The following is a 13,573-nucleotide window of genomic DNA, read 5'->3' on the forward strand; positions in this document are numbered from 1 at the left end:
GCAGCGCCTCCGGGGCGTCATCACCCTGGACCGCGAGCGCCCGGATCGCCGCGGACTCCGCGGGGCCCAGGGTGCTGCGCCGGCCGCGCACCACCGCGACCCGGAGGGCCGTCACATGACCGGCGGAGTCAACAGCTTCCAGGTCTCCGGCTACGGGCCCCAGCGCTCCGGCTGGGCCCGGCTCTTCGCCCGCGACTCCCTGGTCCGGCGCCTCGACTGGCCGATACTGCTCTCCGCGATCGTCCTGTCGCTGCTCGGCTCCCTGCTGGTCTTCTCGGCCACCCGCAACCGCACCGAGCTCAACCAGGGCGACCCGTACTACTTCCTCGTCCGCCACCTGCTGAACACCGGCATCGGACTGGCCCTGATGGTCGGGGCGCTCTGGCTCGGCCACCGCGCCCTGCGCACCGCCGTGCCCATCCTCTACGGCGCGTCCGTCTTCCTGATCCTGCTGGTGCTCACCCCGCTGGGCTCCACCATCAACGGCGCCCACTCCTGGATCAAGCTGCCCGGCGGCTTCTCCCTCCAGCCCTCGGAGTTCGTGAAGCTCACGATCATCCTGGGCATGGCGATGCTGCTGGCCACCCGCGTGGACGCCGGCGACAGGCAGTACCCCGACCACCGCACGGTCCTGCAGGCACTCGGCCTCGCCGTGGTGCCCATGCTGATCGTGATGCTGATGCCCGACCTCGGCTCCGTCATGGTCATGGTCGTCATCGTGCTCGGCGTGCTGCTCGCCTCCGGCGCCTCCAACCGCTGGGTGTTCGGCCTCATGGGAGCCGGAGCCGCCGGCGCGGTCACCGTCTGGCAGCTCGGCATCCTCGACGACTACCAGATCAACCGGTTCGCCGCCTTCGCCAACCCCGAACTCGACCCGGCCGGCGTCGGCTACAACACCAACCAGGCCCGCATCGCCATCGGCTCCGGGGGCCTCACCGGCGCAGGCCTCTTCAACGGCCACCAGACCACCGGCCAGTTCGTCCCCGAGCAGCAGACCGACTTCGTCTTCACCGTCGCCGGCGAGGAACTCGGCTTCGTCGGCGGCGGACTGATCATCCTGCTGCTCGGCATCATCCTGTGGCGCGCCTGCCGCATCGCCCGCGACACCCCCGACCTGTACGGCACGATCGTCGCCGCCGGCATCGTCGCCTGGTTCGCCTTCCAGACCTTCGAGAACATCGGCATGACCCTCGGCATCATGCCGGTCACCGGTCTGCCCCTGCCGTTCGTGTCCTACGGCGGCTCCTCGATGTTCGCCGTCTGGATGGCCGTGGGCCTGCTGCAGTCCATCCGCCTGCAGAGACCCCTCTCCGCCTAGCCCGCCCGTCACGCCCGGCCCGCGGGTACGGGCAGGCGGGGGAACGTTCCCCCTGCCGCTCCGTACCCGGGCCGACTAAATTCGGTGCATGGCGGACACCAAGCGCGAGATCGAGCGGAAGTACGAGATCCAGGACGCCGCACTGCCCGAGCTCAGCGGCATCCCGGGCGTCGCCTCCGTCCACGACAAGGGCGTCACCCACCTCGACGCCACCTACTACGACACCGCCGACCAACGCCTCACCTCCGCATCCCTCACCCTGCGCCGCCGCACCGGCGGCACCGACGAGGGCTGGCACCTGAAGTTCCCGGTCGCGCCCGGAGTGCGGGACGAGGTCCGCGCCCCGCTCTCCGACGAACTCCCCGAGGGCCTCGCCCGGCTCGTCCGCTCCCGCGTACGCCACCACGAACTCCGGCCCGTGATCCGGCTGCGCTCCGACCGCGACGTACGCCACCTCCTCGACGCCAACGGCCGGCTCCTCGCCGAGGTCAGCCTCGACCACGTCCACGCCGAACGCCTCACCGGCGACGGCGGCACCGCCCGGTGGACCGAGATCGAGGTCGAGCTCGCCGACGACGGCGACCCCGCCTTCCTCGACACGGTCGAGGACCACCTGCGCAAGGCCGGCGCCACCCCCTCGGCCTCCGCCTCCAAGCTCGCCCGGGCCCTCGCCGAGACCGCCCCCGCCGGCTCCCCGGCCGCATCCGCGACCCCCGCACCCGCATCCCCCGCCGCCCCCGCGACCACCTCCGCACCCGCCCCGGCCTCCGCACCCGCATCCGCCCCCAAACGCAAGAAACGCAAGCAGCCGGGGGCCGACCGGCCCGTCACCGCCGGCGACCACGTCCTCGCCTACGTCCGAGAACAGCGCGACGCCCTCGTCGACCTCGACCCCGCCGTCCGCCAGGACATCCCCGACTCCGTGCACCGCATGCGCGTCGCCACCCGCCGCCTGCGCAGCACCTTCCGCTCCTTCCGCAGCGTCCTCGACCGCAAGGTCACCGACCCCGTCGCCACCGACCTGAAATGGCTCGCCGGAGAACTGGGCCGCGACCGCGACCAGGAGGTCCTCGCCGAACGCCTGCGCACCGCCCTCGACGAGCTGCCCGACAGCCTCGTCCACGGCCCCGTCCGCGACCGGCTCGCCGCCTGGTCCGAGGCCGGCCACAGCGGAGCCCACGGCCATGTCACCGCCATCCTCGACTCCCGCCGCTACCTCACCCTCCTCGACACCCTCGACGTCCTGCTCACCGACCCGCCGCTGCGCAAGAAGGCCGCCGCCGAGCCGGGCAAGGTGCTCGCCGCGGCCGTCCGCAAAAACCTCGACAAGCTCTCCGCGCTGATCGCCCGGGCCCTCGACCTGCCGCCCGGCCCGGACCGCGACACCGCCCTGCACGAGGCCCGCAAGAAGACCAAGCGCACCCGCTACGCGGCCGAGGCCGCCGCCCCCGCACTCGGCACCCCGGCGACCGACCTGGTCAAGGCGATGAAGTCCCTCCAGACCCTGCTCGGCGACCACCAGGACAGCGTCATGGCCCGCCGCACCCTCACCGAGCTCGCCGCCGTCGCCCACGCGGCCGGCGAGAGCACCTTCACCTACGGCCTCCTCTACGGCCGCGAGGAGCGGCGCGCCGAGATCGCCGAGACGGAGCTGCCGCGGATGTGGGAGTCGATGCGGAAATCGTTCGGCAAGGCGATCGACAAGATGGGGAAGTAGATCCCGGCGCCCTTGCGCCCGAACCAGTGGCCGGCCTTGCGCCCGTACCACTGACCGGCCCGTCCGCCGGAACCACTGGCCGGCCCTTCCGTCCGTGCGAGGGACCCCCGCGTCCGCGTTAGGCTTGATGGTCACCCGTCCCCAGCCGCCGGCCGGGGCCCCAACCCCAGCACACGAAGGTCAGCGAGATGCCTGCCGAAGCCGCCGAGTCTGTGAAGTCTGTGTTTCCGCAGCTCGAAGCTCTCCTCCCGCATGTGCAGAAGCCCATCCAGTACGTCGGCGGAGAACTGAACTCCACGGTCAAGGACTGGGACAGCTGCGACGTCCGCTGGGCGCTGATGTACCCCGACGCCTACGAGGTCGGCCTGCCCAACCAGGGCGTCCAGATCCTCTACGAGGTGCTCAACGAGCAGGAGGGCGTCCTCGCCGAGCGCACCTACAGTGTGTGGCCCGATCTGGAGGCGCTGATGCGTGAGCACGGCGTCCCGCAGTTCACCGTCGACAGCCACCGCCCGGTCAGCGCCTTCGACGTGCTCGGCCTGAGCTTCTCCACCGAGCTCGGCTACACCAACATGCTCACGGCCCTGGACCTGTCCGGCATCCCGCTGGAGTCCAAGGACCGCACCATCGACGACCCGATCGTCATGGCCGGCGGCCACGCGGCCTTCAACCCGGAGCCCATCGCCGACTTCATCGACTGCGCGGTGATCGGCGACGGCGAGCAGGCCGTGCTGGAGATCACACAGATCATCCGCGCCTGGAAGCAGGAGGGCCGCCCCGGCGGCCGCGAGGAGCTCCTCCTGCGCCTGGCCAAGACCGGCGGCGTCTACGTCCCCGGCTTCTACGACGTCGAGTACCTCCCCGACGGCCGGATCGCCCGCGTCGTGCCCAACCGCAGCGGCGTGCCCTGGCGGGTGTCCAAGCACACCGTCATGGACCTCGACGAGTGGCCCTACCCCAAGCAGCCCCTCGTCCCGCTCGCCGAGACCGTCCACGAGCGCATGTCCGTGGAGATCTTCCGCGGCTGCACCCGCGGCTGCCGCTTCTGCCAGGCCGGCATGATCACCCGCCCGGTGCGGGAGCGCTCGATCACCGGCATCGGCGAGATGGTCGACAAGGGTCTGAAGGCGACCGGCTTCGAGGAGGTCGGCCTGCTCTCCCTGTCCTCCGCCGACCACTCGGAGATCGGCGACATCGCCAAGGGCCTCGCAGACCGCTACGAGGACGACAAGATCGGCCTCTCCCTGCCCTCCACCCGGGTCGACGCCTTCAACATCGACCTGGCGAACGAGCTGACCCGCAACGGCCGCCGCTCCGGCCTCACCTTCGCCCCCGAGGGCGGCTCGGAGCGCATCCGCAAGGTCATCAACAAGATGGTCTCGGAGGAGGACCTGATCCGCACCGTCGCCACCGCCTACGGCAACGGCTGGCGCCAGGTGAAGCTGTACTTCATGTGCGGCCTGCCCACCGAGACCGACGAGGACGTCCTGCAGATCGCCGACATGGCCACGCGCGTCATCCAGAAGGGCCGCGAGGTCTCCGGCTCCAACGACATCCGCTGCACGGTCTCCATCGGCGGTTTCGTCCCCAAGCCGCACACCCCGTTCCAGTGGGCGCCGCAGCTCTCCGCCGAGGAGACCGATGCCCGCCTGGCCAAGCTCCGCGACAAGATCCGCGGCGACAAGAAGTACGGCCGCTCCATCGGCTTCCGCTACCACGACGGCAAGCCCGGCATCGTCGAGGGCCTCCTCTCCCGCGGCGACCGCCGCCTCGGCGCCGTCATCCGCGCGGTCTACGAGGACGGCGGCCGCTTCGACGGCTGGCGCGAGCACTTCTCCTACGACCGCTGGATGCAGTGCGCGGAGAAGGCCCTGGCCCCCTATGGCGTGGACGTCGACTGGTACACCACCCGCGAGCGCACCTACGAGGAGGTCCTCCCCTGGGACCACCTCGACTCCGGCCTCGACAAGGACTGGCTGTGGGAGGACTGGCAGGACGCCCTCGACGAGACCGAGGTCGAGGACTGCCGTTGGAGCCCCTGCTTCGACTGCGGCGTGTGCCCGCAAATGGACACTTCCATCCAAATCGGCCCCACCGGCAAGAAGCTGCTGCCGCTGACGGTCAAGAAGTCGACCGACTGAAACGGGCCTAGGTGTGCGCGAGACGCTGAAGCGCATCGTAGAGCTGCTGCCCTGAAGGATCACGGGGCTCAGCATGGGCGGCAGGGGATGGCGCCGGAAGCGGAGCGCGGCAGCTGTGGACAGCCGTAAGAGCCACCAACGCTCGCGTAGCCCCACTGGGACGCATGCTCCAGCAGCGGCGGCTGGCGAGGTGGTAGCCGGCCAGTGAGGGGCAGTGGATCACACCTGCCTGCAAGCAGGGATATGCGGTGCAGCTGTTCATCCGCCGACTTGCTCGCAATCCGGGGCGCTAGTGGGGGCGGGAGCATCGCGTCATTGTCGAAGGCATCGCGCCCACGCGGGTTGCGTCCTGGGAAGTGGTGTACGGGTTCCCACCTGATCCGGGTGTTTCGTCCGGCGTCGGGGTGAGGGCCCGGCCATGAAAGCGCGAGGCGGTCACGAACTCGGGCCCGACGCCGACCCCGAGCGGCCACTCGCACTGACGCGCAGGACCCGAGCCGACCCGACCGAGCAGGTCGTCCCCGTACGCGGCGGATGACCTGCTCGGTCGCGTTCTCTTGTCGCTTCGGCAACTTGTCGTCCCGGGTGCTGATTGGCGGATACAGTCGGTTTGTTACTGCTGGTTGTGGGGGCAACCAGGGCTTGGCCGGCTGTGCCGGCGTTCTGGGGAGGGGCTGTAGCGAGTGAGTCGTCGCTCTGCTGGTTTGGTCGGTGCATGGGCTGAGATTCAGCGACAGCAGCAACGTCAGGCGGAAGCCGAGGCGAGGCGGCGCCGGGAGGAGGCGCGGCAGGCGCAGGCCTTCCAGCGGCTCGCCGCGCAGGGGCATCGTGAGCGCTGTGTGGCGGAGGCCAGGCGTCGTACCGAGGAGTTGGACGCGCAGGTCGCCGGACTGCAGGGGCTGCTGACGGCCGGCTGCCGGGTGCCGGCGTTCCGGGCCGCGTCACTGATGCGCGTGGAGAACATTCCGCCGTTCGATCCGGGGCAGCTGGCGTGGCCGGTGCGTATGCCCGATCCGAGTCAGTACCAGGTGCAGGGCGGCTGGACCGCGAGCCGGCGGGCGCAGGCGCAGGCCGAGGCGCAGGCGCGGTTCGAGCGGGACTGGCACGCCGCCCAGGCCGCGGAGGCTCAGCGGCAGCAGCAACTGGCCGCGTTGCAGTGGGAGTACGAGCAGCGGGCTGCGGCCCAGCGGGCCGAGGTGCAGCGGCACAACGCCGGTGTCGCGGAGACGATCGACGGGGTCAGGCGAGGTGATCCCGACCTCGTGGTCGAGTACTTCTCGGCCGCGCTGCACGCGTCGGCGGCCTGGCCGGAGGGGTTCCCGCGGCAGCTGTCCGCGGCGTACGACGCCGCCGGGCGGCAACTGGTGCTGGACTGGGAGCTGGCCCCCTGCGAGGTGGTGCCCGAGGCGAAGTCCGTGAGGTACCTGTCCCGGGAGGGGCAGTTCAAGGAGACGGCCCGACCGGTGACCCAGCGCCGGGCGCTGTACCGGGAAGTGCTGGCGCAGAGCATGCTGCTGGTGCTGCATCAGCTCTTCACCGCGGACGAGTACGGGGTCCTCGACTCTGTCTCCCTGAACGGCTTCGTGGACACCCATGACCCGGCGACGGGACGGCAGACGCACATCTTCCTGGCGACCGTGATGGCCTCGCGGACGGCCTTCACCGAGCTGCACCTGGAGCAGGTGGACCCGGTCAGCTGCCTCACCGAGGCGCTCAGGGGTCAGCTTGCCGCACGGCCGGACCAGCTCGGTCCGGTGCGGCCGGCCCGGCGCCCCCAGGACGTCGTCGTCAGCCGGGGGGCCGTCGGGGGCGGTGAGCACGAGCCGGATCTGTACACCATGGATCCGATCGCCTTCGAGTCCCTCGTCGCCGACCTGTTCCGGGCCATGGGCATGCAGGCGGTGACCACACAGCGTTCGAACGACGGTGGTGTGGACGTCGATGCGACGGATCCCACTCCGATCCGTGGCGGCAAGATCGTCGTCCAGGTGAAGCGCTACCGCAACACGGTCCCTCCCACAGCGGTGCGCGACCTGTACGGAACGGTCCAGGACCTCGGCGCCAACAAGGGGGTCCTGGTCACCACCTCGGGCTTCGGTCCCGGCTCGCACACCTTCGCCCGGGGCAAGCCCCTGGAGCTCATATCGGGCAGCGAACTCGTGGACCTGCTGCACCGGCACGGGCTTCGCGGACGCCTGGGGGAGGGGCGGGCGGCGACCCCGTCGCCGCAGTCGCCGCCCGCACCCGCGGCGTCGACCGGTGACTACAACGTGCTGGGCATGACGTGGTCCGGCGGTGTGGCGCTCGACGTGTGCGCGCTGGTCTGCCGGGGCAACCGCGTCCTCAGCGAGGACCACTTCGTCTTCTACAACAATCAGCAGACGCCGGACGGTTCGGTGCGGGCCGTGCCGGCGGCCGGGCCGGACAAGGCGGCGGTGCGGGTCGCCTTCGACGCGCTGCCGGAGGCCGCCGACCGGCTGGTGCTGGTGGCCGCCGTGGATCCAAAGGTGAACCCGGACGCCGACCTGTCCGGCTTCACCGACGCCTGCATCCGGCTGCTGGACCCGGCGATGACCGAACTCGGCCGGCTCGAGGTCTCCGACGGGCGAGCCCGGGAGACCGCTCTGGTACTGGGCTCCTTCCGGCGCCGGTCCAACGGCGACTGGGACTTCGTCCTGGGCGGGAAGGGCTACACCGGCGGCCTGGAGCAGCTGGTGCAGGAGTACGGCATCGAGGTGGCGTAGCGCCTGGTTGCCGGAGGCGGCCGCCGGGCCGGCGGTGGGGCAGACGACCCGTCGCTTCGCCCGTGCGGCCGCCCGGCACTCACCCGTGGGTGTGCGGGTCGAAGCCTTCCGGGGCCTTGTCGAGGAAGGCGGTGACGGTGGTGATACGGCCGTCGGGGGCGAAGGTCAGCACGTCGGTGCCGGTGGCGAACTCCTCTCCGTGGACGTCGATCTGCCAGAGCAGGCGGGCGCGGTCGTGGTGGATCTCGGGCTCCCGGCGTGCCCGGAACTCGGCGGACTGCATGTGCTGGAAGAACTGGTCGCGGAAGTCGGCCAGGGCCTGGCTGCCGGTGAGGTCTCCGATGGGTGCGCAGTAGCGGATGTCGGAGGCGAAGAGGCCGGATGCGGCGGTGTCGTCCTCTGCGGCAGCGGGGGTGTTCCAGAACCGCAGGTAACGGTCGAGGGTCTCGCGGCGCGGGTCGGTGGTGGTCGGTTCGCGGGTGTCGGTCTGCGACATGGTGGACGCTCCTTCGGGGCGGTGTGCGCGGCCGGTCCGCGCAGTGTTCCGCTGTTGCCGAGCCTGCGGCGGGGTGCGGCGCGCTGTCGATGACCTCCGAGGTCATTGCCGTCGCGCAGTAGGAGAGCGAGGCTCGGGGCATGGCCACCACCACGGAACCGGTCGGAGTGCTCGTACGGCGCTGGCGGGAGCGCCGGCGCCGGTCGCAGATGGACGTCGCCCTCGGCGCGAATCTGTCGACCCGGCATCTGAGCTGCATCGAGACCGGGCGTGCCGTTCCTAGCCGGAGCATGATCGAGCGTCTCTGCGACGAACTGGAGGTGCCGCTGCGGGAGCGCAATGTGCTGCATCTCGCCGCGGGCTTCGCTCCGTTCCATCCCGAGCGGCCCCTCACCGACCTGGGCGCGGCCCGGGATGCCGTCGAGGCGGTGCTCACCGGCCATGAGCCGAGTCCGGCGCTCGCGGTGAACGTGCGGTGGGAGCTGCTGACCGCGAACCGGTCGGCGACGGCCTTCTTCGCGGGGCTGCCGGAGGCGTTGCTCGCCCCGCCGGTCAACGTGCTGCGGGCGACCCTGCACCCGGACGGTCTGGCGGGGCGGATCCGCAATCTCGAGCGATGGCGGGCACAGGTGCTGCGCCGGGTCCGCAGACAGCTCGCCCGGACGGCGGCCGAGGGCCTGGCGGACCTGCTGGAGGAGCTGGAGTCCTATCCCGAGTCCTGTCCGAGGCCGTATCCGGTGTCGTATCCGGTGTCCGGTGAGGGTGCCGACACCGTCGATGGTGCCGGGGAGAAAGGGCATGACGACATCGCCGTTCCCCTGCTTCTGTCCTCGGAACACGGTGATCTCGCGTTCCTCTACACCACGACCGTCTTCGGCTCGCCGAGGGACGTGACGCTGGACGAGATCGCGGTGGAGACGTTCTTCCCGGCCGATGCCGCGACGGCCGAGGTGCTCAAGGGCATGACCTCGTCATGACGCCCGTGCCGGACGGGGGCCGTCCAGGGGCATGACGCCGGTGCCGGACGGGGGCTGCCCAGGGGAGCTGCGTCCCGCCGCCGTCAGCGGCGCACCTTGTATGTGAGGTGCAGGACGCGGTCGCCGTATGCGAGGTGCAGGACGCGGTCGCCCGCCGGCCGTGAGGAGTTGGCCTCCGGCCTCGCCCGCGTTCACGGCGACGACGCGGTCCCCGGCGGGTTTCCGGGCCTTGTCGATGGCGGCGGTCAGTGAGTCGGTGAAGTGGCGGGACGCCTCGGGATGCCAGCCCTCGGGCTTGGGGCGGTGGGACACGATGACCACGTGGTCGCCCGTCGGCGGATGTCCCTCCCAGCCGTTCACCAGGCCGAACAGGTGACGGCCCATCAGCGGGGCCTCCTCGGCCGGCCTGTGCATGGGCTTCGATCCCGCCCGTTCGCGGGGCGACCCGCTGGGATTGAGGACCGGTGGCCGGCCGGCTCGGTCACGATCTTGGTCACGATTCTGTGTGGACCTCGGGTCCGAGGGATCCGGGCGGGGTGTGCGGGGCGTCCTCGGCGGTATGGAACTGGAGAAGTCTGATGGCCGGGTCGGCGGGGCCGCCGGCGGCGGCGGGGAGGGGTGTCTCGTCACGGCGATCCGCCTTCCGGTGCGGATCGTGGTGCTGGTGCTCGTCGTGCCCGTGCGGATGCTGTGGGACGCGCTGGTCGTGACGGGGCGGTGGCTGGACGACGCGCTGCTCCGGCCGGTCGGGCGGGGGCTGCTGTGGCTGGCGCGGGCGGTGTTCGTGTGGCCGCTGGTGGGGCTGTGGCGGTATCTGCTCACGCCGCTCGGGCAGCTGGCGCTGTGGCTCGGGAAGGTGCTGATCGTCGCGTCGGCGATGTGGCTGTACCGGTGGGTGCTGACGCCGGTCGGGCATGCGCTGATGTGGCTGGTGCGTGGGGTGGGGACCGTGCTCGCCGCCATCGGAGCCGGGGCGTATGCGGTGCTGGCCTGGTTGGTGCGGTATCTGGTGGTCGTGCCGGCGGTGTGGGTGTACCGGTGGGTGCTGACGCCGGTCGGGCGCGCGGTGATGTGGCTGGTGCGTGGGGTGGGGCTGGTGCTCGCCGCGCTCGGGGCGGGGGCGGTCGCCGTGCTCGCCTGGCTGCTGCGGTATCTGGTGGTCGTGCCGGCGACGTGGCTGTACACGTGGGTGCTGACGCCGATCGGGCGGGCGGTCGCCTGGTGCGCCCGGGGTGTGGCGTGGGTGGTCGGCATGGTCGTCCGCGGGGTCGGCACGGCGCTGTACTGGATCACGCGGGTGCTGTTCGTGCTGCCCGCGCTCGCCGTGTGGCGGTGGGTGCTGGTGCCGGTCGGGCGCGCGGTGATGTGGCTGGTGCGTGGGGTGGGGACCGTGCTCGCCGTCATCGGACGGGAGATATGGGACGCGCTCGGGCACGCCTGGCGGGTCGCCGCGCACATCTCGCTCGTCGTCGGACGGTTCCTCGCGACCCTCTTCCGGTGGATCTTCGTGGAGCCGGTGCGATGGGTGTACCGCAGTGTGCTGACACCGATCGGGCACGCCGTGCGCGACGCCGTACTGCGGCCCGCCGCCCGTGCGGCGCGCAGCGTGGGGCGGGCCACGCGGCAGGCGCTCGCCTCCGCCCGCGAGTCCGTGCGGCAGGCCCGCGCCGACTTCCGCCGGATGCTCTTCGGCGAGCCCCGGAAGCCCCTGCTCACGGACCGCGGGGAACCTCCCGCGCGGCAGGCACGTACTCTTGGTAGCAGTACGACCGCTCTCACGAAGGAATGAACGACACTGGGCAAGCGACAGCCCGTAGGCCCGCCGCCCGCACCCGCGGTGCAGCGCATCCGACTGCGCTACACCAAGCGCGGCCGCCTCCGGTTCACCAGCCACCGTGACTTCCAGCGCGCCTTCGAGCGTGCGCTGCGCCGTGCCGAGGTGCCGATGGCGTACTCGGCGGGGTTCACGCCGCACCCGAAGGTGTCGTACGCCAATGCCGCACCCACCGGCACGGGCAGTGAGGCGGAGTACCTGGAGATCGCCCTGACCGAGCCGCGCGACCCCGAGCGGCTCCGGATCCTCCTCGACGAGTCGCTGCCCGCCGGGCTCGACATCGTCGAGGCGGTCGAGGCCCGCACATCGGGGCTCGCCGACCGGCTCACGGCCTCCGTGTGGGAGCTGCGGCTGGACGGCGTCGGCCCCGAGGAGGCCCGCCGCGCGGTGGACGCCTTCAAGGCGGCCGAGACCGTAGAGGTCCAGCGGCTCACCAAGAACGGCGTGCGAACCTTCGACGCCCGTTCCGCGGTCGCCGGTCTGGAATGCGTGGAGACGCACTCCGCGCACTCCTCGCAGGCTGATAGGCCGAGCGACCAGCCCTGTGCGATACTGCGGCTGGTTGTTCGGCACGTGACGCCTGCCGTACGACCCGACGACGTCCTGTCCGGTCTTCGCGCCGTGGCCGACCTGGCGCCGCCGGTCCCCGCAGCGGTGACCAGGCTGGCGCAGGGGCTGTTCGATGAAGAGACCGGCACGGTGACCGACCCGCTCGCGCCCGACCGCGAGGCAGTGACGGCCCGCTCGACGGCCGATCCCACTGCCACCGCGACGGCGCCGGCGTAAGGAAGGTTCCGCGAAGGGACGCACGTCGTAGCGCCGCCCTCGAACTCGGGAGCCACCTGGGTCGGGCAGCGCACCGACCAGAAGACTTTCGCCAGGCCGTACGCATTCGGCGTACGGAACCGGCGAGACAGGACACAGAGAGCTCCCGAGCGGCGCCCGCGCCCCGGACGGCGGCACCGCGCAACGCGCGAGCCGCGGACGTCACCGGCAGTTGCCGGACCAGGTGCGGCGCCCGGGAGCCTGACGGGAGAAACGCCCGCATGCTCGAACCGACCGAGCCCACCCAGGGCTCCGAATCCACCACTCCCAGCGACACCCTGCCGCCCCGTAGGCGCCGGCGTGCCGCTTCCCGCCCGGCGGGACCGCCCGCCGGGAGCTCCGAGACGGCGGCCGAGACGGCCGAAGTGGTCACGCCGGCCATACCGTCCGCAGACCCCGCCGAGCCCAAGGCTTCCGAGGCGAAGAGCACCAAGGACAACGAAGACACCAAGGACAACGAGGACACCAAGGACTCGGCTGCGGAGACGCAGGCCGCTGCCGGTGCCGACGAGGCGCAGGCGGAGGCCGCTCCGCGCCGCCGTCGCCGGGTGGTCCGGCGCGCCTCCGCCCCCGCCGGAGCGCCGGCGTCCGCCGAGGTGGCCGAGACCGTCATCCCGGCCACGACCGCAGCGACCGCCGCAAGCGATGAGGCGGCGACTGCATCTGCGGACGCCGAGGAGAACGAGGAGAACGAGGAGAACGAGGAGAACGAGGAGACGAGCGAGCTCGAGGAGAGCGAGGAGACCGCCGAGGCGGCCGAGTCCTCCGAGTCCGCCGAGTCCTCCGAGTCCTCCGAGAGTGCTGAGTCCGCCGCGTCCTCGGAGGAGGCCGCGCCGCGTCGCGCCCGTCGCCGGGTGACGCGGAGTGTGACCACGCCGCAGGCGACGGCGACCGCGTCGGCGGAGTCCGCCGAGGCCGCACAGCCCGCTGAGACGGCTCAGGCCGCCAGGACCGCCGAGGAAGCGAAGCCCGCCGAGGCAGAGGAAGCCGCCGTGGCCGCAGAGACCGGCGAATCCGCCGGCACCCCCGAAAGCACCGAGGACGCCGCTCCTCGCCGGACGCGCCGCCGGTCCTCCCGCCGCGCCCCCGCCCCCGCCGCCGAGGAGGCCAAGGCCTCCGAGAGCGCCGACGACGTCACTGAGGGCGGCGAAGCCTCCGAAGAGAGCTCCGAAGAGAGCACCCCCGCGCAGGTCTCCGAGCCCGCCGCCGAGGCCGCCGAAGCCTCCGAGGCCGGCGACGCCGCGCCCCGCAAGCGCCGCCGGGTCGTCCGCAAGCCCCCGGCCGGGTTCGCCGCTCCGGCGCAGCCCGCCCCGGCCACCGTTCCCGCCGCCGAGTCCGAGGACTCCGGCAGCGGCAGCAGGCCGCCGCGGCGCCCCGTGCAGCCCCCGGTCGCGGTGTTCCAGCCGCCGGTGTTCACCGAGCCCAAGTTCCAGACCCCGGAGCGGGCCGCGGCCGAAGCGGCCGCCGAGGCCGCGGGCGCGGATGAGCCCGAGGAGATCGAGGAGTACCCGGAGGAGCGGG

8 protein-coding genes and 1 pseudogene are annotated in these 13,573 nt (G+C 71.9%); 8 read left to right on the forward strand and 1 reads right to left on the reverse strand.

Annotated elements, in window-relative coordinates; translation table 11 throughout:
• Nucleotides 1–115: 115 nt before the first annotated feature.
• The 4 genes from rodA (at nt 116) to ABD207_RS02980 (ending at nt 7,920) form a co-directional block, all read left to right on the forward strand.
• Nucleotides 116–1,318 (forward strand): rod shape-determining protein RodA, encoded by a 1,203-nt coding sequence (gene rodA / locus ABD207_RS02965; protein WP_344009801.1) that lies wholly within the window; start codon nt 116–118, stop codon nt 1,316–1,318.
• Between the two features lie 88 nt (nt 1,319–1,406).
• Complete coding sequence (locus ABD207_RS02970) at nt 1,407–3,035, forward strand: CYTH and CHAD domain-containing protein (RefSeq protein ID WP_344009803.1); 1,629 nt, start codon at nt 1,407–1,409, stop codon at nt 3,033–3,035.
• A gap of 188 nt (nt 3,036–3,223) precedes the next feature.
• Nucleotides 3,224–5,176: a TIGR03960 family B12-binding radical SAM protein gene (locus tag ABD207_RS02975; RefSeq protein ID WP_344009805.1), complete on the forward strand. Its 1,953-nt coding sequence runs from the start codon at nt 3,224–3,226 to the stop codon at nt 5,174–5,176.
• Between the two features lie 683 nt (nt 5,177–5,859).
• On the forward strand, nt 5,860–7,920 hold the full coding sequence (locus ABD207_RS02980) for a restriction endonuclease (RefSeq protein WP_344009807.1): 2,061 nt from the start codon (nt 5,860–5,862) through the stop codon (nt 7,918–7,920).
• Nucleotides 7,921–7,999: 79 nt separating this feature from the next.
• Here the strand turns inward: ABD207_RS02980 and ABD207_RS02985 are convergent, their stop codons facing one another.
• Complete coding sequence (locus ABD207_RS02985) at nt 8,000–8,416, reverse strand: nuclear transport factor 2 family protein (protein ID WP_344009809.1); 417 nt, start codon at nt 8,414–8,416, stop codon at nt 8,000–8,002.
• Nucleotides 8,417–8,556: 140 nt separating this feature from the next.
• On the opposite strand from ABD207_RS02985, the gene ABD207_RS02990 reads away from it, so the two are divergent.
• The 4 genes and pseudogenes from ABD207_RS02990 to ABD207_RS03005 all read left to right on the forward strand — a co-directional run.
• The gene (locus ABD207_RS02990; protein ID WP_344009811.1) at nt 8,557–9,393 is read left to right on the forward strand and encodes a helix-turn-helix domain-containing protein; all 837 of its coding nucleotides are present in this window, start codon (nt 8,557–8,559) and stop codon (nt 9,391–9,393) included.
• A gap of 559 nt (nt 9,394–9,952) precedes the next feature.
• Entirely contained in the window at nt 9,953–11,182 is a 1,230-nt protein-coding gene (locus tag ABD207_RS02995; RefSeq protein WP_344009813.1) for a hypothetical protein, read from the forward strand.
• Between the two features lie 48 nt (nt 11,183–11,230).
• On the forward strand, nt 11,231–12,013 hold the full coding sequence (locus ABD207_RS03000; protein WP_344009814.1) for a TIGR03936 family radical SAM-associated protein: 783 nt from the start codon (nt 11,231–11,233) through the stop codon (nt 12,011–12,013).
• Between the two features lie 260 nt (nt 12,014–12,273).
• Nucleotides 12,274–13,573: pseudogene (locus ABD207_RS03005) on the forward strand (Rne/Rng family ribonuclease); the annotation flags it as partial.

The organism is Streptomyces thermospinosisporus (genome assembly GCF_039526425.1).
GTDB lineage: Bacteria > Actinomycetota > Actinomycetes > Streptomycetales > Streptomycetaceae > Streptomyces > Streptomyces thermocarboxydovorans.

What these genes read in the sequence shown, in the direction of transcription:
- rodA (WP_344009801.1), top strand. Translation starts at nt 116, where the DNA reads ATGACCGGCGGAGTCAACAGCTTCCAGGTCTCCGGCTACGGGCCCCAG.
- ABD207_RS02970 (WP_344009803.1), top strand. Translation starts at nt 1,407, where the DNA reads ATGGCGGACACCAAGCGCGAGATCGAGCGGAAGTACGAGATCCAGGAC.
- ABD207_RS02975 (WP_344009805.1), top strand. Translation starts at nt 3,224, where the DNA reads ATGCCTGCCGAAGCCGCCGAGTCTGTGAAGTCTGTGTTTCCGCAGCTC.
- ABD207_RS02985 (WP_344009809.1), bottom strand. Translation starts at nt 8,416, where the DNA reads ATGTCGCAGACCGACACCCGCGAACCGACCACCACCGACCCGCGCCGC.
- ABD207_RS02990 (WP_344009811.1), top strand. Translation starts at nt 8,557, where the DNA reads ATGGCCACCACCACGGAACCGGTCGGAGTGCTCGTACGGCGCTGGCGG.
- ABD207_RS02995 (WP_344009813.1), top strand. Translation starts at nt 9,953, where the DNA reads ATGGAACTGGAGAAGTCTGATGGCCGGGTCGGCGGGGCCGCCGGCGGC.